The following is a 23,376-nucleotide window of genomic DNA, read 5'->3' as shown; positions in this document are numbered from 1 at the left end:
ATGGCGGACTCTCTCTACATCGTGATGCCGGCCTACAACGAGGCGGCCAACATTCACGAGACGCTCGAGCAGTGGTATCCGGTGGTGGAGCGCGTTGGCGGCAGCAGCGCTCTTGTTGTGTTTGACGATGGCAGCAAAGACGACACCTACCGCCTTATGTGCGAGTTTGCCAAGACGCACCCGCGCTTCTTGCCGCAAACCAAGGCCAACTCCGGGCATGGTGCCACGCTGATCGAGGCCTATCGGTTTGCGCTCAAAAGCGGGGCTGACTTTGTATTTCAGACCGATTCCGACGGGCAGACAAACCCAAACGAGTTTTGGAAGTTTTGGGCCGCGCGAAACGACTACGACATGGTCATCGGGTGGCGCCGCGGGCGTGAGGATGGGTTTTCGCGCGTCATTGTTACCAAGACACTCAAGCTGGTCGTTCGCATACTCTTCGGCGTGAGCGTGACCGATGCCAATACGCCGTTTAGGCTCATGACGGCACAGAGTTTGCGCGAGAATCTGAGCTTTGTGCCTGACGACTTCAACCTCACCAACGTGGTGCTCTCGGTGGTGTATGCCAAGCGCCGCGAGCCGGTAAAGTATCTCCCCGTTACCTTTAGGCCGCGCCAGGGTGGGGTTAACTCCATCAACCTCAAGAGCATCTTTGGGATCGGCCGCCGCGCGCTCCGCGATTTTAGGCAGCTGAATCGCGAGATTGATTGGCGTTTGGCCGCGGGTGAGCGCTAGGCAGAGCTCACGGCCACGTTGCGCATGCGCGCCGAGTGAGCTTTCCAGCACATAATTTGATACCAAAAGGGCCCGCGGTGTACCCGCGGGCCCTTTGCCATGCGATGTTTGGCTTGAGTGCCTTGGCTTACCGCTTTATTGCCAGCCGGCGATTCCCTGCGCGGTCGGCGTCTGAACGATGGTAAGCTCCTCCGTCGCTTCCGGCGAGGTTGTGACGTTGTAGGTAAAGGTCGTCGTAGCCCCGCCAAGCGTCTGCACGAAGTCTACGTAGACCTGGTTGCCGTTGTAGGTCGCCAGGCCGCCGCCGTTAGAGTAGCCGTCGACGGTCACGTCGCTGATGGTGCCGCCCGCTGGCGCCGCGATATAAACACGGTTGAGCATGTCGGTCACATCGCGCTTCATGGTGCTGTAGCCGGTGATGTACTGATCTTGGTTTGCAGCCTCAGCGGGAGTGAGGTTGTTGGTGATTGTCGAGGTAACGTTGTACGTGGTCGAGCCATCGGCATTCTTGGTGGAAGAGTTGATCGTGGTGTTCAGCGAGATGTACCAGCTGATCTTAGAGGCTGTGTCATCGGCAACATAGAAGCCAAGCTGAGGAGTGGTCGGGTCGGTCTCGACCGCACCGCTCATGCCGAGCTTCTCGATGACCTTCTCCTCGTCTTCGTTGGCCATCCACACACGGAAGCGGCCCTCGGGGATGCCCCGCTCCAGAACACCAAGGAGGTCGGTGAGGCTCACGTTACCCAGGTTGGACATCATGTTGTTAAAGGCCGCTCCCGCCACGGCGGAGAAGAAAGCGTCCTGCGTGTCGGTGTCAAAGAGGTTGTAGGCGTCGTGCATGAGCAGGCTTGCGGCGTTATCGCCGTTGACCGCAACGCCGTTGACATCTACACCGCCGGTGATCTGCAGCATGTACTGGAGGAACACGGGGTCGATGGCAATGACACCGTCGATGGATCCGCCCTTTTGGTCGAGGTACATCTGGGTAAAGAGAGAGTAGGCGCGCGGGAAGTCGTAGATAAAGGGCGTGTCGGCGGGAATCTTGCCCACGCGGTCACCAAAGATGGCGATTTCCTCGCTGGTGACGCCAAACCCCGCCTGATCGTACCAGTGCAGGCCACCATCGGCGGTTGTTCCAACGCTGACAAAGTCGCCGAGTGAGATGGCGCCGTTTGACACGCTCATAACGCCAACAGAACCCGGGAAGCCTCCCGTAGAGCGGAGCTCGACGTTGTTCTGGGCAACGAGGAGGTAATGACGCACGCCGTCGGCGCCGAGCATCTGGGGCAGGTAAGGGGCAATCTCATTTATGGCGGTTACGGCAGAGTTGGCCTTCTCAAAAACGCCCTGCACCTTGGTGACGACCTCGCGCACCTTGCCGATGTTGGGCTCGGGCAGGTCGGCGATGGTCTCGGCACTCTGCTCAACCACGGGCGCGACGCTCTGGAGCGTGTCGGCGAGCGACTGGAGCAGGCCCACGTTGATGGCGCCGTCGGTCATGAGGTTGCTGAGGTTGAGGTCGCCCAGGCTGTCGCACGCGGGGATGAGTGCGTACTGGCAGAGGCGGTCGGCCTCGGCCACGACGGTGCGGACGGTGTTCACGTCGCTTCCGACGACCGGCACAAACGAGGCGAGCTTCCAGGGGATGCCTTCAAGGCGATTGTGAATGTCGGAGACCTGCCCGGCAATCTCGGCCGCGGTGTTGCGCACCGTCTCCCCGTCGCCGGCCATCACGGCGTCTTTGAGGGAGCCGGCCTCCTCCATGAGGTTGGGTACCTGCGCGTTGATCTCTTGATAGTCGCGCAGCATAAAGAAGCCGCACACGCCGCCGACGACCACGATAACGGCGAGCACCGCACCGACGATGCCGGCGATGAGCTTGCCGCGTCCGCGCTTGCGGGGAGGTTGCTGGTCGTAGTAGGAGGAGTGGGGCGCGCCGCCGTAGCCATTACCACCGTTGCCACCACTGCCAGAAGCGATGCGGGGAGCCTGCGTTGCGCGGACGGGCGTCGCGGCAACAGGCTGGGCTGCCTGGGGCTGTGCGGTGTGACGCGCTGTAGTAGGCTGGGCGCCCGTCGCAGATGCAGACGCACCCGCAGCGTGGGTTGTGCGGCCCGCGTTTGCCGTCGGCGCCTGCTGGGCGCTCGCAAAGTAGGCGCTCGTGTAGGCTGCCGTCTCGTCGGGGGCAACGGTTCGCTGCCGGGTGGCTGCCGAGCTGGCTCCTGCCGCGCGGGCCGCACCGCGCGCGGATGCTGCGTCGCCGCCGTTGGAGGAGGGGCCGCTCGAGAAATGGTTGCCTCGCCGCGGGGCGGGCGCCGGATCTGATGCGAGGGGTTCGTTGGTGAGGTCGGTGTTTCGCATAACGTCCTCCCGTAGGTTGTACATACACTCTCATGATAGGTGAGCTGCCCCGGAATCCCATGTTTTACATGGGAAACAAACAGCAGGGGAGGGTACAGGCGGTGTTGGGACCACGGCAGACGCTGCCGCAATCCGCCACATGCTCCGCGGGCGTGCCGCCCCTCACGTTTGTGTCGCTCCGCTGAAACACCCCACCTTTACACAACCTTCAACCCATGCTTCAGGGTTCTGCGATATGCTTAAGCCTACATATCCTGGTGGCTGGCAATCGTCGCTGCGCGCGCGTTGCCGATGCGATGCAGGGGAATGAATAGTCGTTGCTGGTAGCTGGCTTGTTTGCTGGTTGGGCGGAGCTATAGGCCTTTTGGTCGAGGGCTGGCTCAAATAGTGGGCAAGGCACTGCCGCAGAGGGGGTGCCATGCGCATCTACGTGATTCAGGTGATCGGTGGGCGAGAGCGCACCGGTGCGGAGCTATTGCGCAGACACGCGGCCGACGCGATTGAGGAATGCTTTTTGCCGACCTTTGAGCTGATGCGCCGCAAGGATGGGGCGTGGCGTAAGGTGCGGGAGCTGCTGTTCCCGGGGTACCTCTTTGTAAAGACAGCCGACCCCGAGCGGTTGGCGGCGCGCCTGCGTCGCGTGCGGTGTTTACGGCTTACAGTTCGGCGCCGTTTGTCTCGATTACATGCTTGTACCAGGCAAACGAGTCCTTGCGCGAGCGGTTGAAGGTTCCATTTCCCCAGTCATCCGCATCTACGTAGATATAGCCGTAGCGTTTGCTGCGCTCTGGGGTGCCGGCTTTGCTTCTCGGTGGCTCATCCAAAGCACAGCATTGCGAGTTGTGCATCATGCATGCTTGCCCCATGTGCACCTTCTGCAAAAGCGGTGCTTAAAGCGTCAAAACCATCCGTCGGCGTTATAATCCCCTCGGTAGATAGATTGGGAGAGGGGGCACAAATTGTCTACCCCCCCCTGTACCAAGTCGAACTTGCACGAAAGGCTAACGATGACACTGCTTGAACTCCTCACGCTGTTGCGCAAGCACTTGCGGCTGGTGGTGACCCTGCCTGTTGCCTGCGCCATCATCATGGCTTTTGGCAGCCTGCTCTTTATGCATAACACCTACACCGTTTCGACCAGCATGTACGTGCTTGCTTCGAGCACCACTGACAGCTCCTCGGCGCTTTCGAGTGATCTTTCCGCCAGCCAGATGCTCACCAACGACGTTGCGACACTGCTCGAGAGCGATCGCGTCACCGCCGACACTGCAAAGCAGCTCGGCCTCGAGGACCTCAACGCCTTCGACATCTCGGTCGAGAGTGAGTCAACCACCCGCGTCATCACCCTTTCGGTGACCGGCGACAATGCTGAGGACGTAGCCGCTGTTGCCAACGGCCTTGCCGCCAACGTTTCGGCGGTGGCACGCGAGGTCATGAACGTCGAGAGCGTCAATGTGATCGACGAGGCCGTCACGCCCACGGCACCGAGCGGCCCCAATCGCATGCTGTACGTGGCCGTTGCATTTATGGCTGGCCTCTTTGCCGCGGTTGCCATTGTGGTTCTCATGGACATCCTCGATACGCGCGTCCGCGACGCTGAGGATATCGAACAGCTGCTTGGAGTGCCTGTAATCGGACGCATCCCCGAGATGAAAGGAGGGCGATAGGCCATGCCGCGCAAACACGCCCCGGCGAGTGCTGAGGTTGCCCAAAACGCCGCCAAGACCCTCTATGCCAACATCCGTTTTGCCAGCGTAGACGCGCCGGTAAAGTCAATCGTCCTCACGTCGTCGGTGCCCAATGAGGGCAAAACCACCGTTGCGCATCATCTGGCGGTGGCTATTGCCTCGAGCGGCAAGCGCGTGCTTTTGGTTGAATGTGACATGCGTCGTCGCTCGCTCGCCGATGAGATAGGCGTCCGCGCTCGCTACGGCATCTATGCGGTACTAAGTGGCCAGATTGACCTTGAAGATGCTGTTTCGGCCACCAGTCAGCAGAATCTTTTCTTCCTCGATTCCGAGCCGCACATTCCCAATCCGCCCGACATCCTCTCGTCCCAGCGCTTCAAGCGTCTTGAGGCCGCCATGGAGGCGAGCTACGACTACGTGCTGTTCGACACTCCTCCGGTTGGCACCTTCGTGGATGCGGCCATCATCTCGACGCATGCCGACGCCACGATTCTCGTGGTGCGCGAGAACTTTGCAAAGCGCGAGGAGGTGATGGGGGCGTTTGAGCAGCTTAAGAAGGCAGACGCCAACATCATCGGCGCGGTGGCCAACATGTGCGCGGCCGATGCGAGCGACCATTACTACTCTTATTACACCAAAGATGGTAAGCGTGTGCGTAAGGGCGGCGGAGAGTCGCTGGAGGCTCCGAGCATGCCGGCGGCGCGCGGCGCCGCGGTGGGTGCACAGGCGCCGGCCCCGGCTACTTCGCACCGTACCGGCCACGCACAGAGCGGGAGCCGTTTTTCGCGCGGGTAAGGCGCTGAGGTAGAGCTAAGGGTTCGCTGCTCCACGGTAGTGCAGCGCAAGTACGACGTATAGAGAGAAGGTGCACACGATGAGAGACATGCACTGCCATATTTTGCCCGGAGTCGATGACGGGGCATCCAACCTGGATGAGAGTCTGCACATGCTTGATGCCGCTCGGCGCGCGGGCGTGACGAGCATCGTGTGCACGCCGCACTGTCGCGACCCGTACTTTGACTACAATGCCATGTGGGACGCCTTTGAATTGCTACAGGAGCACGCTGGGGGCTTTCCGTTGCGGATGGGCTTTGAGGTAAACCATGCTAAGCTCATGGAGCTGGGAATGCAGTGGGTAAGCCGGCTGGCGTTTGACGGCGGACACGAGTTTCTGCTCGAACTCTCCACGGTTGCCGACAAGCTCAAGTTCGACGAATACGAGCGCACCATTTTTGAACTGCAGGGCATGGGCTATACGGTGATCATCGCACATCCGGAGCGCTATCGAGCGGTGCAGAAGGATATCGAGGTTGCGCGCCGCTTGGTTAAGATGGGTTGTAAGCTGCAGGTTTCAGCTGACTTTGTAGCTGGCGGACGCCTCGGTCGAGAGAAAAAGCCCGCAAAGCGCCTGTTTGAAGAAAACCTCGTGAGCTTCATCGCAAGCGATGCGCACCGGCCCGAGCACTATGACTACCTGGCGCGCGCTCGCCGCGACTATTCGGTGCGGGGTGCACACTTTAAATCGTAGCAAGAAGCGCCAGTCAGGCAGTGTAAAACAGATGGTTGACTGACGCAGTGGCCAAAAATACGCGTAAGGGCAACTAGTAACCCCTCTTAACACCATCTATATATGCTTAAGCTGAAAGAAAGCGCAGGATTCGCTTAAGCAGGTCATGGTATTAGACCAAAATGAGGGGCTACTAGTTGCCCCTACGCGCATTTTTGGCCACTGCTTGATATGAAAGGTGGCGTAGCGGGTGGCATCAAGCCGAATATGACGCTTTGCACCAATTCGATTGATCGCGTCGGTCCACCGATGGCCGCGTGGCGTCCAATCGCCTGCTACTAATGCCGTTTGGCGCGTCCGACGGCATCAAGCCAGCGCTGCCGGTCATCCTCAAAATCGTCGCCGGTAGGTATGCGACTGCCCGTGCGGTTTGCGGAGTTGTCCATGACGCGCCTTTTTGTGTGTGGTCATGCTGCGGGTATAGCGGCTCGATTGGTCGGTCTGACCGGGGAGATGCTGCGCGAATTGCGACCGTGCGCCCTACGCCGGCCAACGGCGATGTCGTGTACCTTAGGATGCAAACCCACAAAAAATCGCAACCATGGCCAAAAACAGCGCCGAAAAAGTAATTCGTCGGGCAAGGTCGGCCCGACGGGGCTTCATATGACGCTCTAGCCGCCTCTCGGAGCGCCCTTCTTGCCCAAAATGGCTGCCCCGAGCTGCAATCCGACGCCCGCGGGGCATCGAGCCTATGTCCGGTTTACTTTTTCGACCTCATTTTTGGCCACACTTGCTATTCGTTTCGCTCCACCCATGCTTTGTGCCCCTCAAACAGCAGGTGCAGCACCACGCGCATCGTCACAAACGAGCTCGACGACAAGTTAATGCCGTCGAGTCCGTCTAAATGTTCGCTGCGCGTTATGTGCGGAAAGCGTAGCAAGGGGATAGGGTCGTTTGACGTCCCCTCGCGCCCGGTGCGCGCAACTTTGGGTACCCTGTAGAAGACCAACCGGCGCGATAGGGGAGGCACTATGGCCGAGGAGAGCTGCGTAAACGAGCAGGCGGAGGGCATCGAGGTCGAGGACGGCGACCGCACCGAGGAGAACGCCTCGCCCACGCCCGAGATGGAGGACCTGCCCGCGCTCGTGCTGGGCGACGAGGCCGAGCACGATGCCGACCTGCGCGAGGAGGTCATCGACAGCGAGATCGCCTGGCGCGGCAAGATTTTTGACGTCGAGCGCCTGAACGTGCGCCTCCCCAACGGCCATACCTCCACGCGCGATGTGGTGCGCCATCGCGGCGCCGCAGCCGTGGTGGCCCTCACCACGTCGGGCAAGATCGCCCTTGTGCGCCAGTACCGCACGTCGCTCGGCCGCGTGACAGTCGAGATTCCCGCCGGCAAGCTCGACCCGGGCGAGGACCCGCTCGACTGCGCCAAGCGCGAGCTCAAAGAAGAGACCGGGTTTGCGGCGGGCAAGATTGCCTACCTCACCACGATAGCCACGAGCTGCGGTTTCTCCGACGAGCTCATTCACATCTACCTGGCCACGCAGCTCTCGTTTGAAGGCGCCCGCCCGGACGACGACGAGTTCCTCAACGTCGATCTCGTGCCGGTCAAGGAGCTTGTGGACGCGGTGCTCGACGGCAAGATCGAGGACGCCAAGACGGTCGTCGGCGCGCTGGCCTGCGAAGTCATGGGCCATCGGCTCGCGGATATGCAGTAACAAACGCGCCTTAGTGCAAAACAGCCGCTCTGGCCGGCGGCTGTTTTTGTGTGCGGGCTCACCAAATGTCAACAGGCGGGAAGACCGGTTCTCTCCCTGCCGCCAGTCCCGTTTGAAGCTTCTATAGGCGCACCATGCCGACGCACGCTGTCGTATACTAGGGCGTTGCTTCAATGCCCAAGAGATAGGCTCAACGCCCAAGAGATAGAAAGTGTTCCCATGAGCAAGCACAAGACGATGTTCCGCCGCTTTCTTGCCTACTACGGCCCCGAGCGCGGCCTGTTTATCGCCGACACCGTTTGCGCGCTGGTGATCGCCGGCATCGACCTTGCCTTCCCGAGCATCCTCCGCACGCTCACGGGCGGCCTCTTTACCGAGGGCCGCAGCGCCATCCTCGGTTCCCTTGGCATGATCGCGGTGGGGCTCATCATCATGTACCTCATCCGCATGGGCTGCCGCTACTTCGTTTCGGCGCAGGGGCACATCATGGGCGCGCGCATGGAGTCGCGCATGCGCGAGGACCTCTTCGATCAATACGAGCGCTTCAACTTTGCCTACTTTGACGCGCACAGCTCGGGCGACATGATGAGCCGCGTGGTCAACGACCTCTTTGACATCTGTGAGGCGGCGCACCACGTGCCGGAATGGGTCATCATCTGCGGGGTTGAGATTATCGGCGCCTTTGTGATCCTCTTTACCATCTCGCCGGTGCTTGCGGGCGTCATGGCCGTGGTGACGGCAATCTTCGTGATCATCATGGTGCGCCAGAACTTTCGCATGCGCGAGGTCTTTGCCGATAACCGCCGCAAGATCTCCGAGGTAAACTCGCAGCTCCAGGATTCGCTCTCGGGCATCCGCGTGGTCAAGTCGTTTGCCAACGAAGAGACCGAGCGCGCCAAGTTTCGCCAGTCCAACGACCGCTATCTCACCTCCAAGGTCAACCAGTACCACGCCATGGGCGCCTACCAGGCCACCAGCGCCCTCATGACCGGTGCGCTCTTTACCATCATCGTCGTGCTCGGCGGCTACCTGGTGGCCGAGGGGCAGATGACCGCTGTGGACATGGCCACCTTTGCGCTCTACATCAGCCTCTTTACCACCCCGATTGAGACGCTCGTCAACTCCACCGAGAACATCCAGAAGGCCATCGCGGGCTTTAAGCGCATGGACGAGGTCATCTTGAGCATGCCGGACATCGAGGACGCGCCCGACGCGCGCCCACTCGAGGTGCGCGAGGGCGCCATCGAGTACCGTGACGTGTGCTTTAGCTACGACGACGTCGAGCTGGGCGAGAACGGCCGCGGCCGCCTGCACCCGGTAATCGACCACCTCAACCTCTCGATCCGCCCCGGCGAGACCATCGCGCTGGTGGGTCCGTCGGGCGGCGGTAAGTCGACCACCTGCTCGCTGTTGCCGCGCTTCTACGACGTTGATGCTGGCTCCATCTCGATCGATGGGCAGGACGTGCGCTCGGTTACGCAGGAGAGCCTGCGCCGCGCCATCGGCCTGGTGCAGCAGGACGTCTACCTGTTTGATGGGACCATCGGCGAGAACATCGCCTACGGGCGCCCGGGAGCCACGCAGGCCGAGATCGAGGACGCCGCCCGCCGCGCCAACATCCACGACTTCATCGCGAGCTTGCCCGAGGGGTACGACACCGTGGTGGGCGAGCGCGGCAGCCGGCTCTCGGGTGGGCAGAAGCAGCGCGTGGCCATCGCACGGGTCTTTCTCAAGGACCCCAAGATTCTGATCTTGGACGAGGCCACCTCGGCGCTCGACAACGAGAGCGAGGAGGCGGTGCAGGAGTCGCTCGAGCGCCTCGCCGCCGACCGCACGACCATCATCATCGCGCACCGTCTCTCGACGATTAAGGGCGCCGACGAGATCGCCACCGTGGAGGCCGGTCGCGTGGTGGAGCGCGGCACGCACGAGGAGCTGCTCGCGCACGGCGGCACCTACGCTCGTTACTACCGCATGCAGTTTGAGGGCGCCCGCGCCCACGAGGTGGCGTAGGCGGGCCGACGGGCGCGCCATCGCGGTCGCTTGGGGACGTGTTCCATCTGACCCATTTTCAAAAAAAAATCAGATGGAACACGTCCCCAAACGACCCACCCTGCGTGCCTCTGCTTCTTGCATGATAATTGCCCCCGACCCGCCCGCGCCGCGCAGTGCCTGCGTATAATGGCGGCGCGGCTGGGCGGCATGGCGCCTCGTCGCCTTAGGCAACACCACCCGTGGCTGCAAGGTTGGCGCATGGCAAAGAAGGCACAGAACACCCCCCTTACCCCCGAGGAAGTCACCGAGCTCTTCTCGCAGCTCGACGACTCGGGCGTGCTCGACCCCGCCAGCCCCCGCAAGCGCAACCTCCGCCCCGTTGACCCGCTCTCGGGCGACGACCCCTCGGGTTCCAAGGTGGACAACGCCATCTCGCGCGTCGCCATGGCGGTGCTCATTGGCGTGCTGCTGCTCGTACTTGGCATGCAGGTCTGGTACGGCGTGAGCCGCCGCCTCAACACAGCCAACCTTTCCGACACGGTCAACGGCCAGACGGTCAGCCTGGCGCTCGAGGGCGGCGTTGAGTGGGGCAACGGCTTTACGCAGTTCCCGCGCGACTTCACCGTAGACGAGGCCGACGAGCGCTCGGGCATCGTTGAGGTCAGCGTGGTCGATACCGACTCCGCCAACGAGCTTGAGCTCTTCTCCAACAGCCAGATTCAGGCGGCGGCCCTCGCCACCAATGCGCTCCTCAACGACAACATCAACCAGGTCGTCTACAACGTGAGCGCCCGGCTCGATGCCGACGGCAACATCACCTGCGACCACCTCTTTGGTCAACTGCCGGCGCAGGGCGACGAGCGCGAGATCTTTACCTTCATCTGGACCAAGTACCACTCGGGCGACTCGGCCAACATCGACTGGGAGCTGCGCATCATCGGCATGGACGAGGATATTGCCGGGCGCATCCAGGAGCAGGTCAACTCGGTCTCGTCGCTCATCGAGACCCCGGGCATCGACCAAGACGACCTCGACGCGGAGCGCCTGGAGCGCGAGCTCGAGCGCAGCCTCCAGGGGAGCGAGCGCTACCTCGGCGGCGAGCCGGAAAAGCGCCTCGAGGACGTGCTGTCGAGCGCAGAATAGCGCCGCAAAAAACTCGACCACAATACAAAAGCGGCCCCGGTGCGCGCGTTTGAGCTGCACACCGGGGCCGCCGGGTGACGAGGCGCCGACGCCGCCTTAGCGCAGCAGGTCGGTGACCTTGCCGAGCACGGGCTCAAAGCTCACGCCGCGCACCTCGTAATCGGGCTGCTCGCGGGTAACGCGCATCGCGTCGCGCACCAGCTCGCCGGCAAACGCCACGGCCTCGGGCAGCGTGCGCCCGCAGAAGATGGCCGCGGTCAGGCCGCTTGCAAAGAGGTCGCCCGTGCCGTGCAGCATGTAGGGCAAAAGCTCGCTCGAGACCTCCGTCGCGCGCCCGTCGTCCACGTCGGCGGCGGCAAGGTAGTTGCGGATGATCTGCTCACCCGCGTGCACCACGCCCTTGACGACCACCGTCTTGGCGCCCATCTCGAGCAGTCTGTCGATGTTGCGCTGCACAAACGCAACGTCCACGTCCTGGCCCTCGTAGGGAATGCCCGTAAGGATCGAGGCCTCGGTGAGGTTGGGGGTCAGCACGTCGGCGCCGTCCACCAGCCCGGCCATGGCCTCGCAGAGCTCGTCGGTGTAGGTGGGGTACTTGGAGCCGCCGTCGCCCATGACCGGGTCGACGATGCGCAGCGCCTGCGGATGCTCGCGGTAGAGCCGCTGAATGATGGCGACCTGCTCGGCCGAGCCAAGAAACCCGGAGTAGATGCCGTCGAGCTCTATGCCTTCCTGCTGCCAGGCGTCGAGGTAGTCGGAGAGGATGGGCGTGGTGTCGTGCATGTAGAACACGGGGAACTTGGTGTGCGCCGAGAAGAGCGACGTGGGCACCGGGCAGACGTCGCAGCCGGCGGCGGAGAGCACCGGGATGGCCACGCCGAGCGAGCACTTGCCGTAGCCGCACATATCGTGCACGGCGGCGATGCGGGGGATATACGCCCCTTTGCGCTGGTAAAGGGGATGTTCTGAGCTGCTGATTCCGTTGGACATGGGTAGACCTCTTTCTTCCGCGGACTTATGGACCAGCGTACGAGTCCCCAGCATAGTACGGGCGCGCACGCCGGGCGGGGCGAATCGGTATCGAAACAGAGTGCGCACATTGGGACGGGCTCATCGGCGCGGGCGCTTCGAGAACCTTGCAACCCCCTCGCCTGCGGAAAAACTGCGCAGCTCCCCTGCACCTCCCCGTCCTGCGCAAAAACGCCTACAATGAGGTGCAGCCTATCCACCTTTAAGCCGGTCCGGCGAGGCCGGGAAGGAGTGTCTATGGCGGTACCAGACGTGGCGTGCCCCGCCGCACGTCCCCTAGACGGCAACCGCGCCGTTCGCAGCGCTGCTCCGAGCGAGCTGGCGCAACGCATGCTTTCCAAAACCAGCAAACAGTCGAGCGCACCGGGCATCTTGATGCTCGCCGACGGCACGGTCTTTTACGGTCGCGCCTGCGGAGCTGCGGGTACCTCTACGGGCGAGGTCTGCTTCAACACCTCGCTCGAGGGCTACTTTGAGGTGCTGACGGACCCAAGCTACGCGGGGCAGATCGTCACCATGACCTACCCGCAGATCGGCAACTACGGCATCGACCTCGCTGACACGCAGATGGCCCCCGGTATGCCGGGCGAGTACGCCGGCAACCCGCGCCCGGCCCTGCGCGGCATGATCGTGCACGACATGTGCCGCACGCCCTCCAACTGGCGCAGCGCCCAAAGCCTGCCGGACTACCTCGCCGAGCGCGGCATCGTGGCCATCGAGGGCATCGACACGCGCGCCCTCGTCCGGCACCTGCGCGACAACGGTGCCCAGAAGGGCATCATCTCCACCGAGATTTTCGACCTCGACGAGCTCGCCCGCGCCCTTGCCGCCGCGCCCGACCTCGTGGGAACCAATCTCGTCGAGACGGTGAGCTGCCGCGAGTCCTATGCCTACGGCGCCGCTGACCTCCCGGCCGATCACGCCTTTGCCTCCGCCGACCCCGCGCCCGCGCGCCACAAGGTCGTTGCCTACGACTGCGGCATCAAGCGCGGCATCATCGAGGGGCTCGTCCGCGCCGGCTGCGACCTCACGCTCGTGCCGTGGAACACCCCGGCCGCCGACGTGCTCGCCCTCCAACCCGACGGCGTCTTTCTCTCCAACGGCCCCGGCGACCCGGACGCGGTCGACGCCACCTACACCCAGGTGCAGCAGCTCATCGGCAAACTCCCCATCTTTGGTATCTGCCTGGGGCACCAGATGATCAGCCTGGCCTGCGGTGCCGAGATGGAAAAGCTCAAGTTTGGCCACCGCGGCGGCAACCAGCCGGTCATGAACCTGCTCACCCGCCGGGTAGAGATTACCGCCCAAAACCACGGCTTCGGCCTGCTCTTCCCGAGCCTCGGCGCGCTTGTGCCCGAGCTCTCGGGCGGCGAGACCGAGCACCCCGGTGGCCTTCACGGCGACCTGCGCTTCTGGGTCGAGCGTGGCATCGCCCCCGTGGTGCAGAACGAGTGCTTCGGCCGCATCCGCCTCACGCACGTCAACCTCAACGACGGCACCGCTGAGGGCATTCAGCTCCTCGACCAGCCGTGCTTCTCGGTGCAGTACCACCCCGAGGCCTCGCCCGGCCCCACCGACGCGCACTACCTCTTTACGGCGTTCGCGCGGCTCATGGACGGCGACCCCGACTACCTCAACATCGACATCTCGAAGGACCGCCTCGCCGGGTGGAAGTTCGCAGACGAATCGGTCGCGTAGCCGGCGCGTTCAAGAACGGAGACGGCTTTTCCAGGTGCCGCAGGTTCGGCTGAACGAGGAGAGAGCGCCTTTGGGCGGCGACCGACGAGTGAAGACGAAGATGCGGTGGCTGGGAAAGCCGCAGGGATCGACAACCGTGCGTGAGAGTAAACGGAAAGACGGAGGCGAACATGCCTAAACGTACAGATATCAAGCGAATCCTCGTCATAGGCTCCGGCCCGATCGTAATCGGCCAGGCCTGCGAGTTTGACTACTCGGGCGCCCAGGCCTGCAAGGTGCTCAAAGAGGACGGCTACGAGGTCATCCTCGTTAACTCCAACCCGGCCACCATCATGACGGACCCGGGCCTGGCCGACCGCACCTACGTGGAGCCGGTCACGCCGGAGTTTATCGAGAAGGTCATCAAGCGCGAGCACCCCGACGCGCTGCTCCCCACGCTCGGCGGCCAGACCGGTCTCAACGCCGCGGTCGAGCTCGCCAAGTCGGGCGTGCTCGAGCGCGAGGGCGTCGAGATGATCGGCTGCGACCTTGCGGCCATCGAGCGCGGCGAGGACCGCAAGCTCTTTAACGAGGCCATGGCCGAGATCGGCCTCGAGGTGGCCCGCTCGGGCTACGCCTACTCCATCGAGGACGCGCTCCAGATCGTCCAGCGCGTGGGCTACCCCTGCGTGCTGCGCCCGAGCTTTACGCTCGGCGGTGCGGGCGGCGGCATCGCCCACAACGAGGACGAGCTGCGCGAGATCGTGCGTCAGGGCCTCGAGCTCAGCCCGGCCGGCGAGGTGCTCGTTGAGGAGTCCATCGAGGGCTGGAAAGAGTACGAGATGGAGGTCATGCGCGACCACGCCGGCAACGGCATCATCGTGTGCTCCATCGAGAACTTCGACCCCATGGGCGTGCACACCGGCGACTCCATTACCGTGGCGCCGGCGCAGACTCTCTCCGACCTGGAGTACCAGCGCATGCGCGTGGCCTCGCTCGCCATCCTGGAGAAGGTCGGCGTAGAGACCGGTGGCTCCAACGTGCAGTTTGCCATCAATCCCAAGAACGGCCGCATCATCGTTATCGAGATGAACCCGCGCGTGAGCCGCTCCTCGGCGCTGGCCTCCAAGGCCACGGGCTTCCCCATTGCCAAGGCCGCCGCGCGCCTGGCCGTGGGCTACACGCTCGACGAGATCGTCAACGACATCACCAAGGCCACCCCGGCCTGCTTTGAGCCGTCGATCGACTACTGCGTGGTCAAGGTGCCGCGCTTTGCCTTTGAGAAGTTCAAGGGCACCGACACGCGCCTCACCACGCGCATGAAGGCCGTGGGCGAGATCATGGCCATCGGCCGCACCTTTGAGGAGAGCTTTGGCAAGGCCATGCGTTCGCTCGAGGACGGGCACGCGGGCATCTTTGCCGGCGGCAACGAGCACGCCGAGGGCCTCTCGGACGAGGAGCTGGAGCAGCACGTGGCCGAGCCCACCGCCGACCGCGTGTTTTGCCTGGTAGAAGCGCTGCGTCGCGGCTGGACCCAGGAGCGCGTGCACGAGCTCACGCGCATCGACCCGTGGTTTATCGCGCGCATCGCCGACATGGTGGCCGTGCAGGAGAGTATCCGCGGCCTGCGCGTGGAGGATATCGACGCCGACGCCATGCGCCTGCTCAAGCAGTACGGCACGAGCGACGCCGAGATCGCCGCGCTCACCGGCTCCGACGAGCGCTTTGTGCGCGCATACCGCAAGGGCCTCGGCGTGGTGCCGTGCATGAAGACCGTCGACACCTGCGCCGCCGAGTTTGCCTCGGCCACCGAGTATCACTACAAGACCTACGAGAGCCTGCTGCGCCCCGAGCCGGAGGCCAAGAAGCGCGTGGCGGCCGACGAGGTAACGCACACGCACAAGAAGAAGGCCATGATCCTGGGCGCGGGCCCAAATCGCATCGGCCAGGGCATTGAGTTTGACTACTGCTGCGTGCACGCGAGCTACGCGTTGGCGAGCCGCGGCTACGAGACCATCATGGTCAACTGCAACCCCGAGACCGTCTCCACCGACTACGACACCTCCGACCGCCTCTACTTTGAGCCGCTCACGTACGAGGACGTGATGGACATCATCGACGTGGAGCGCCCGGACGGCGTGGTGGTAACGCTCGGCGGACAGACGCCGCTCAAGCTGGCGCGCGCGCTCGAGGAGGCCGGTGTCAACATCATGGGCACCAAGCCCCGCGCCATCGACCTCGCTGAGGACCGCGAACGCTTCTCGGCCGTGCTCGACCGCCTGCACATCATGTATCCGCCGGCGGGCGAGGCGCGCTCCTTTGAGGAGGCCGAGCAGGTGGCCGCGCGGATCGGGTTCCCGCTGCTCGTGCGTCCGAGCTACGTGCTCGGCGGCCGCGGCATGATGATCGCCTACGACGCGCAGCACCTGCGCGAGTACATGGCCGAGGCCACCAAAATCAGCCCCGACTACCCCGTTTACCTCGACCGCTTCCTTGAGGGAGCCATCGAGTGCGACGTCGACGCGCTCTGCGACGGCGAGCAGGTCTACATCGGCGGCATCTTGGAGCACATCGAGGAGGCCGGTATTCACTCCGGCGACTCCGCCACGTGCATCCCGCCGTTCAGCTTCTCTGACTCGCTCATCGCAAAGCTGCGCGACACCACCACGCGCATTGCGCTTGAGCTGGGCGTTCGCGGCCTGGTTAACGTGCAGTACGCCATCCAGGGCGAGACCGTCTACGTCATTGAGGCCAACCCGCGTGCGAGCCGCACCGTGCCGTTTATCTCCAAGGCCACGGGCGTGCCGCTTGCCAAGGCCGCGGCGTGCATCATGTCGGGCGAGTCCATCGCCGACCTGCATCTGCCGGCCGACGATCGCCAGCTCGACTGGTTCTGCATGAAGGAAGCCGTCATGCCGTGGGGCCGCTTCCCGGGGGCCGACGTGGTGCTGGGGCCCGAGATGAAGTCGACTGGCGAGGTTATGGGCATCGCCAAGAGCTACCCCGAGGCCTACGCCAAGACGCAGCTGGCGATTGACTACAAGCTGCCGAGCCCTGAGGCCGGCAAGGTCTTTATCAGCGTAAACGATCGCGATAAGCGGCACATCCTGGCCGTGGCGCGGATCTTCCGCTACCTCGGGTTTGATATCGTCTCTACCGAGGGTACGGCGCGGGTGCTCCGCGGCGGCAACGTTAAGTGCGAGGTCGTCAACAAGGTGAGCGAGGGCCACCCCAATATCGTGGACATGATCGCCGACGGCGAGATTGCGCTCATCATCAACACGCCGTACGGCCAGGGCGCGCGCGGCGACGGGTACATGGTGCGCACCGAGGCCATCCGCCGCGGCGTGACCTGCGTGACCGCGCTTTCGGGCGCTAACGCATTTGTCTCGGCCATCGAGGCGGTGCAGACCGCCGACGAGACGGGCGAGGGCATGGACGTCATCGCGCTGCAGGACCTGCCGCAGTACGAGGTCTAAGCTGTAGGTAGGCGGGGCGCGTCGGCCTGGTTGGCCGGCGCGCCCCGCTTTTGCTGCGTGGGGGCGGGAGGCGCTGGCGCGCGGATGCTGCCCTGCGCAAGAACAAATGGCATTACATGGGGCCGGGTTTGCCTGCTAAGGCGCGCCCGACCTCGTTTTTGGAGTGGCCGGCCATATTGGGAGATGCTTCTGGCCAAAAACGCGGTCGAAAAAGTACATCGACCTGCCCAAAAGGTGGCGGAGCGCGCTGTGGCCATCGTAACCGCTTGGTTACTGGTATAAAACATATCTATTTGCAGCATTTCTCAAACGGCCAGAGGCGCTCATCGCCGTTTGCGAGTGCGCTGGCATCCCCAAAATACTTTTTCGACGCCATTTTTGGCCACGCTTGCATTTCATTACCGTCAGCACTGGCTAGCGAGGTGGTGGGGTCTTCTTTCAGGCACGCAAGGGCCATTTTGCCATATCGCCAGTCTGGTCTGGGATAGCCCTTCTAGCTTGGGAAACGCAAAGTCAGTTTCGTTTTCCGAGGGCTTCGTAGATCATTTTCCGAACTTTCCGTTTTACGTTTTCCGAATCTCCGCGCAACACCGCTACGCCGTTAAACAGCGAATGGGAATGACGTAGATGTTTTCGTCAACCTGTCGGGCATATTGAGAAAAGCCCGTAATGACCGCCATAAACTCCGGCTCGCGCGTGCGCGCAGCGTCGCCGCGGCAGAGTTTCCGCTGCAGGCGTCGCAGGGAGTTCACGGCATCGTCCACCTTGTCTTCGCTGAGCTTGATCTCCAGCGCCGCCCACCGACCGTCGGCGAGCTCGATGATGGCGTCGATCTCCAAACCGGCGTCGTCGCGGTAATAACTCACAGGCTCAAACCCGATATCGGGAAGAGCCTCGGCATACACGAGCAGGTCGCGCATGCACAGGTTCTCAAAAGCCAAGCCCAACGTTTGGTAATCGCGCATGAGCGCCTGCGGATCCATGCCAAGCTGCGCCACAGCAAGCGACGGATCGGCTAGGTAGCGCTTTGGCTTGGTGGCCATGCGTTTGCGGGAGCGGGTAGCGGGGACCCACCCCGGAATCTCGTCAATAAGATACGAGTTCTTAAAGAACGCGAGGTAGTCCGAGATGGTGGCAAGACTCGCAAGAGCCTCGCCCGTTTTGTCAGCGAGGGAATCGGGCTCACTCATGTCGGCAACAAGGGTTTTGCGTGTCACGGCCTGGCCAAGGTCACGGGCTAGAGAATAGATGAGCAGGCGGGCGACGTTTCCATCGCGGCCGGACTGCGGGACGCTCTCCGTGCAAAAAAGCTGGAGGTACTGCCGGGCAATCAGCTGTGCCTGCGCGGTATCGAGGTCGAGCGCTTCGGGCCATCCGCCCCGGCAGATGATGTTGATGAGCTCCTGCGAGTCGTCGGGGACAACGGCTGGGGAGAACTCGCCGTTAAACAGCGCAGAAAGAGAGACGCTCTTTGTGGAATCGGAGGTTTCGGAAAGCGTCATGGGGTGCATGCGGATGCGCCCGATGCGCCCGGCACCGCTGTGAAGCGGTTGGGAGTCTTCGACCCGGCGCAAAAACGGAGTGGAGGAGCCGGTGAGAATCCATCCGCCGCGGAGGTTGCGGGTGCGGTCGATGGATCGGCGGACGGCATTCCAGATTGCGGGGACGAGCTGCCATTCGTCGATGGCATGCGGCTGCTCACCTAGGGTGACGAGGTAGGGGTCGCTGCTCGCAAGCGCGTAATCGTCGTCGATGTAGCTGACGCTTTGGGCGTGCGCAAGGGCAGTCCAGGTTTTGCCGCACCATTTAGTGCCGGCAATCTCCACGGCGCCAAACACAGAGAGATAGCGCTCAACCTGTGTATCGGCGATACGCGGAATGTAGCCCTCTGGAGTGAGTGGGGATGCCGCCATAAAAACCTCCTGAGATTGGCTTCTCTAGCTGGAATTATAGAAGCAGTTTACGTTTTCCGAGAGTTTCATTGTTCACTTTCCGAACTTTTCGTTTGACGTTTTCCGAATTTTGGCGAGGGGCAGGGCTGTGCGGAGGGATGCTGAGTCGGTTGCAACGTGCGGCTGGTGGCACGCTGCTGGGTGGTTACACGCCGCGGCTGCGTGGTTTGCGTTGCCTCCGCGCGTTAGTTAGGTGCCCGGCCATTACACCAGCGGAAAATCATGGTCTAAATCGGGCATGATTTGCCGCTGATGTAATGGACGGGTACCTAACTAATTAGTCCAGCGGGTGTTTTTGAGCTGGTTTTGGGTGAGCGCGTTGCCGATGGGGAGGGGATTGCCTGCGGGAGGCCATTTGGTGCAGGAACCAAATGGCCGAAACGGTCCAACTCGCCAAGTTGATGTGTTCGCGGGTGTCGCGCCGGCTTCGCACCGCGCGCCGCGCCGCGGTGCGTTGGGCCGTCCGCCCGCCGCGGCCGCGCGCCCCTCGTGTGCCCCAACATAATGTGCTTTCGAAATAGCACTTTACAAGTTCTTGATAAACTGGCGGGGGAGGTACCGTTTATCCCGCCGAATTGGCCGCCCAGAGGGGTGTTACACACCCAATCTGACAAACTTTATGCACCCCGGCGCATTTTCTACACAAAATGAGCTAGACTTGGCTCCGTAGGAGCTTATGTCTCGAATGCGTGTGCTGCGGTGCCGTGCGCTCAGACATTCTGTCCCCGGGGGTGCAAAAGCTGCGTGCGCCCGGGCTCCAGAACTCGCAACGGCAAGCGACGCCGCAGCCACGAATTGGGGGCGAGGCGAGAGGGGCGGGCCCGGTGTAGCCCGCTGACATGTTGGGAGTGGTACAGATGCATGTTCCACAGAAGTTGCGCAAGGAGCTGAAACGCAAGGGCACGAAGGCGCTCGCCTTCTTCTTGGCATTTGTTTTGGCCGTCCAGTGCATGAACCTGCCGGTGATCGTGGCAGCGGCAACCGACGCCGCGGGCAACGCGCTCGCGACCGTTGAGGACACGCCGTCCAACGATCAGGCAACGAGCGCGGCCACCGATCAGGCGGCCGACCAGGCTGCGACGGAAACCGAGCAGCCGGCAACAGAGCAGGCGCCGGTTGAGCAGCCGGCAACAGAGCAGGCGCCGGTTGAGCAACCGGCCGAGCCCGCTGAACCTGCTGAACCCGCGACCGAGGAGCCCGCGGCTACGGAGGCCCCGGCGGCCGATCAGCCCGCCGAGAGCACGACTCCCGCAGGCTCAGAAAACGTAACGGAGGGGGGCGCTTCTGAGAATGGCCAAGCGCCGGTAGCACCCGCGGCGGACACCACCGCAACCGTTGCCCTCTCGCTCGCCCAGAGCACACTTACCGTTGGGGCGGACACCTACACCGCCACCGACAAAACCATGGAGGCCCCTGCCAATCAGGAGCTCAAGTTTAGCGTCGTCCCCGAGGGCGGCTTTGCCGTAAAGACGGTCAAGCAGATCGCGGCCGACCACACCGAGACCGAGCTTTCTGCCGACGCGTCCGGCACCTACACCGTTGCCCCCGAGGCGGTGGCCGACGGTCTGGAGATCAAGGTCGAGACCGAGGAGGCCCCGGCCGCCGAGGAGCAGCCCGCCGAGGAGGCTCCGGCCGAGGAGCCGGCGACCGACGAGTCGACCGATGAGACGACCGAGCCCGCCGAGGACGAGGCCGCAACCGAGGAGCCCGCTGAGGACGAGACGACTGCCGACGACGAGCAGACCCCGGCCGACGAGGCAACCGAGGATGAGGCTGTCGAGGAAGCGATGCCCGATGCCAGCAACGGCATCTCGACCCTGAGCATCAGCGGGCAGAAGCAGGTGGCGATTGGTGAGACTATTCGCCTCTCGTCTGACAGCCCGGCTTCTTCTGGAGGGTGGAGACCCCAGACTTACACCCATAAATGGACCGCTTCTCCCAGCAATGCCGTATCCTTCAGCAACACGAGCAACTCCGGCGCTGATGTCACGGGTAAACGTGCTGGCACTGTCACCATCAATCATGAGTGGGGATACAACAGCTGGGGTTGGTGGCAGAAGGAGGGCTCAGAGACCTACACGATTACGGTCTACCAGGCTGACGAAGAAGACTTCTGCACCATCACCTTTGATACCAACGGCGGTAACTGGAACAATTCCCTGAAGGGCACCCACAAGTTCGTGATGGGACATGAGCTGTGGCCCGAAGGACAGGACCTTTCGGTTCCCACGCGCAACGGATATGTGTTTGAGGGCTGGACGCCGGCCGTAAGCCGCGTTGTTTCCGACGATGCGACGTATACCGCGCAATGGAAGCCGGTTAAAAACAATCTTACTCCTGTTTACGTTTATCTTAAGGTGAACGGCGATACGTCCGGTCTTATTCTTAATTATTCAGGCTGGTACACCGTTGGCGTTATATACATGCCGAGCAATTTGGTGCCCAACACGGGTCTATATCAGGATCAAACCGTCAATCTGAATAACCAGCGTGTTGCTCAGGCTCTTGATGAGGCCATGAAGGGTATCGTCCGCTATGGGCCTAACGAGTCTCTCGTTATTGATGACGCAACGTGGACGAAGCTTCATGTGCAGGCCGGCGCAAACGACTATGTTGCAGAGGGTTCGGCGTGGCATCTCGACGGTGAGATTGACGCAAAGTACCTTGCAAATCTGACGGTCAATCATATTGATATGGACACTCGGGCAATCATGCGTACGGATACCTCTGTGCGTACGGTTGGAACGAGTGTCAATCCTGGCGATATGGTGCGTTCCTTCAAGAACTACACCTATGACCACAGCGAGCCCAATCACGCCATCACGATCCAAAAGAATGGCGAAAACGTCATCAATATCTACTATCAGAAGAACGGCGACCGTTTGTTCTACGACGCAAATGGTGGCCAAGGCACCATGCTTCCTTCCCTCGGCAAGGCCGAAGAGCAGGTTGATGTCAAGCCAAACGAGTTCACGCGCGACGGATACGAGTTCACCGGCTGGAACACCGAGGATGATGGCTCTGGTATAGATTACAAGCCCGGTGATAAGTACACGCTGACCGATGGCAAGGACTGCCTCTACGCCCAATGGAAGCAGGTTGTCTTCGAAGGCGATGCAATTACCGTTAAGCTTAAGATGGACGGCAAACTCGTTCCCGTCGGTAATACCGTAAGAGCATCGGAATACACAGATGGCGGAGGCACGGATAATTTTAAGGTTGAGCATTCTGGCGACAACCTTAGGATTACCTATACCTATACCAACCTGAATTGCGCAGACATCGCGCTCGATATCGACGTGCCTGAGGGCTATGACGTCCAGGTTGAATCTGATAAAACCAATGAGACGGTTGGTAAAGTCGACAGCAGCAAGGTTGCGCAGTTCAAGCTGAACGGAAGCGGCGAGAACTGGACACTGGATAACACTCCCGGCGGCGCAACCGTTACTGTCAAGCTCACGAAGAAGGAATTCACTGTTAGCTATAAGGCCGACAACGGTGGTCGGGTTAGTGAGGATTCCGAGACGGTCAGATATGGCGCAGACGCCAAGGGCTCCACTGCTACTCCGAGCGAAGGCTATTACTTCGTTAATTGGACCGACGAAGATGGCAATGAGGTAAGCACCGACGCGGAATTCGCTCCCAAGAGTGTCAAGGAGAACGCAACCTACACGGCGCATTTTGCCAAGAAGATGGAAGTTTCCATCACTGGTAAGTCTGCGACCGATCTCGTCTATAACGGGTCTGAGCAGTCCGTCTCTGGTTTTGTGGGTGAGGCTGCGGACGGCGTTCCCGTCAACGTCGACGGTCAAACTTATTATGTAAAAGGTGCGACTTCGACCGCTTCTGGCACTAACGCCATGGACGAGGCTGCAAACACCACCGTCAATACCGATAAGGTTCAGGTTGTCGACGCTAACGGCAACGACGTGACTGATCGTTTTACGGTTACCGTCAGTCCTGGTCAGTTCAAGATCAACAAGCGCGTCATCACGGTGACCGACTCCAAGAGCGTCCCGTACAGCGGCTCCGAGCAGGCGCTCGTCATCGGCGAGGGCGACGAGGGCCAGTACAAGGTCGACGGCG

At 62.1% G+C, this 23,376-nt stretch carries 13 protein-coding genes and 1 pseudogene; 10 read left to right on the top strand and 4 right to left on the bottom strand.

Going from position 1 to position 23,376, the window contains the following annotated elements; all coding sequences use genetic code 11:
- Complete coding sequence (locus B5G20_RS07645) at positions 1 to 735, top strand: glycosyltransferase family 2 protein (RefSeq protein ID WP_087356329.1); 735 nt, start codon at positions 1 to 3, stop codon at positions 733 to 735.
- Between the two features lie 135 nt (positions 736 to 870).
- Here the strand turns inward: B5G20_RS07645 and B5G20_RS07640 are convergent, their stop codons facing one another.
- On the bottom strand, positions 871 to 3,096 hold the full coding sequence (locus B5G20_RS07640; RefSeq protein ID WP_158094422.1) for a DUF4012 domain-containing protein: 2,226 nt from the start codon (positions 3,094 to 3,096) through the stop codon (positions 871 to 873).
- Between the two features lie 656 nt (positions 3,097 to 3,752).
- Positions 3,753 to 3,896, bottom strand: a pseudogene (locus B5G20_RS10575) (family 1 glycosylhydrolase); the annotation flags it as partial.
- A gap of 207 nt (positions 3,897 to 4,103) precedes the next feature.
- On the opposite strand from B5G20_RS10575, the gene B5G20_RS07625 reads away from it, so the two are divergent.
- The 6 genes from B5G20_RS07625 to B5G20_RS07600 all read left to right on the top strand — a co-directional run bounded on the left by B5G20_RS07625 (position 4,104) and on the right by B5G20_RS07600 (position 11,153).
- Positions 4,104 to 4,763 (top strand): Wzz/FepE/Etk N-terminal domain-containing protein, encoded by a 660-nt coding sequence (locus B5G20_RS07625; RefSeq protein ID WP_087356325.1) that lies wholly within the window; start codon positions 4,104 to 4,106, stop codon positions 4,761 to 4,763.
- Positions 4,764 to 4,766: 3 nt separating this feature from the next.
- On the top strand, positions 4,767 to 5,579 hold the full coding sequence (locus B5G20_RS07620; protein ID WP_087356324.1) for a CpsD/CapB family tyrosine-protein kinase: 813 nt from the start codon (positions 4,767 to 4,769) through the stop codon (positions 5,577 to 5,579).
- Between the two features lie 79 nt (positions 5,580 to 5,658).
- Entirely contained in the window at positions 5,659 to 6,312 is a 654-nt protein-coding gene (locus tag B5G20_RS07615; RefSeq protein ID WP_087356323.1) for a CpsB/CapC family capsule biosynthesis tyrosine phosphatase, read from the top strand.
- Positions 6,313 to 7,415: 1,103 nt separating this feature from the next.
- Positions 7,416 to 8,015: an NUDIX hydrolase gene (locus B5G20_RS07610; RefSeq protein WP_087356439.1), complete on the top strand. Its 600-nt coding sequence runs from the start codon at positions 7,416 to 7,418 to the stop codon at positions 8,013 to 8,015.
- A gap of 237 nt (positions 8,016 to 8,252) precedes the next feature.
- Positions 8,253 to 10,028: an ABC transporter ATP-binding protein gene (locus B5G20_RS07605; RefSeq protein WP_204207730.1), complete on the top strand. Its 1,776-nt coding sequence runs from the start codon at positions 8,253 to 8,255 to the stop codon at positions 10,026 to 10,028.
- Positions 10,029 to 10,268: 240 nt separating this feature from the next.
- Positions 10,269 to 11,153, top strand: coding sequence for a hypothetical protein (locus tag B5G20_RS07600; RefSeq protein WP_087356321.1), 885 nt, complete (start codon positions 10,269 to 10,271; stop codon positions 11,151 to 11,153).
- 96 nt (positions 11,154 to 11,249) lie between these two features.
- Here the strand turns inward: B5G20_RS07600 and B5G20_RS07595 are convergent, their stop codons facing one another.
- Positions 11,250 to 12,143, bottom strand: a complete 894-nt coding sequence (locus B5G20_RS07595) for a bifunctional hydroxymethylpyrimidine kinase/phosphomethylpyrimidine kinase (protein ID WP_087356320.1) — start codon at positions 12,141 to 12,143, stop codon at positions 11,250 to 11,252.
- A 369-nt stretch (positions 12,144 to 12,512) separates the two neighbouring features.
- Between B5G20_RS07595 and carA the strand changes: the two genes are divergently transcribed.
- Complete coding sequence (gene carA, locus B5G20_RS07590) at positions 12,513 to 13,880, top strand: glutamine-hydrolyzing carbamoyl-phosphate synthase small subunit (RefSeq protein ID WP_239286935.1); 1,368 nt, start codon at positions 12,513 to 12,515, stop codon at positions 13,878 to 13,880.
- A gap of 170 nt (positions 13,881 to 14,050) precedes the next feature.
- Positions 14,051 to 17,338, top strand: coding sequence for a carbamoyl-phosphate synthase large subunit (carB, locus tag B5G20_RS07585; RefSeq protein ID WP_087356318.1), 3,288 nt, complete (start codon positions 14,051 to 14,053; stop codon positions 17,336 to 17,338).
- A gap of 593 nt (positions 17,339 to 17,931) precedes the next feature.
- Here the strand turns inward: carB and B5G20_RS07580 are convergent.
- Complete coding sequence (locus B5G20_RS07580) at positions 17,932 to 19,251, bottom strand: DUF4143 domain-containing protein (protein WP_087356317.1); 1,320 nt, start codon at positions 19,249 to 19,251, stop codon at positions 17,932 to 17,934.
- 896 nt (positions 19,252 to 20,147) lie between these two features.
- On the opposite strand from B5G20_RS07580, the gene B5G20_RS07575 reads away from it, so the two are divergent.
- On the top strand, positions 20,148 to 23,376 hold a 3,229-nt coding region (locus B5G20_RS07575; protein WP_204207715.1), incomplete at its 3' end, for an InlB B-repeat-containing protein.

The organism is Collinsella sp. An7 (assembly GCF_002159335.1).
Lineage (GTDB): Bacteria > Actinomycetota > Coriobacteriia > Coriobacteriales > Coriobacteriaceae > Coprousia.
This window is presented reverse-complemented; position numbering and strand designations above follow the sequence as displayed.

Excerpts from the sequence above, each read along its gene's own strand:
- B5G20_RS07645 (WP_087356329.1), top strand. The coding sequence starts at position 1 with ATGGCGGACTCTCTCTACATCGTGATGCCGGCCTACAACGAGGCGGCC.
- B5G20_RS07640 (WP_158094422.1), bottom strand. The coding sequence starts at position 3,096 with ATGCGAAACACCGACCTCACCAACGAACCCCTCGCATCAGATCCGGCG.
- B5G20_RS07625 (WP_087356325.1), top strand. The coding sequence starts at position 4,104 with ATGACACTGCTTGAACTCCTCACGCTGTTGCGCAAGCACTTGCGGCTG.
- B5G20_RS07620 (WP_087356324.1), top strand. The coding sequence starts at position 4,767 with ATGCCGCGCAAACACGCCCCGGCGAGTGCTGAGGTTGCCCAAAACGCC.
- B5G20_RS07615 (WP_087356323.1), top strand. The coding sequence starts at position 5,659 with ATGAGAGACATGCACTGCCATATTTTGCCCGGAGTCGATGACGGGGCA.
- B5G20_RS07610 (WP_087356439.1), top strand. The coding sequence starts at position 7,416 with ATGGAGGACCTGCCCGCGCTCGTGCTGGGCGACGAGGCCGAGCACGAT.
- B5G20_RS07605 (WP_204207730.1), top strand. The coding sequence starts at position 8,253 with ATGTTCCGCCGCTTTCTTGCCTACTACGGCCCCGAGCGCGGCCTGTTT.
- B5G20_RS07600 (WP_087356321.1), top strand. The coding sequence starts at position 10,269 with ATGGCAAAGAAGGCACAGAACACCCCCCTTACCCCCGAGGAAGTCACC.
- B5G20_RS07595 (WP_087356320.1), bottom strand. The coding sequence starts at position 12,143 with ATGTCCAACGGAATCAGCAGCTCAGAACATCCCCTTTACCAGCGCAAA.
- carA (WP_239286935.1), top strand. The coding sequence starts at position 12,513 with ATGCTTTCCAAAACCAGCAAACAGTCGAGCGCACCGGGCATCTTGATG.
- carB (WP_087356318.1), top strand. The coding sequence starts at position 14,051 with ATGCCTAAACGTACAGATATCAAGCGAATCCTCGTCATAGGCTCCGGC.
- B5G20_RS07580 (WP_087356317.1), bottom strand. The coding sequence starts at position 19,251 with ATGGCGGCATCCCCACTCACTCCAGAGGGCTACATTCCGCGTATCGCC.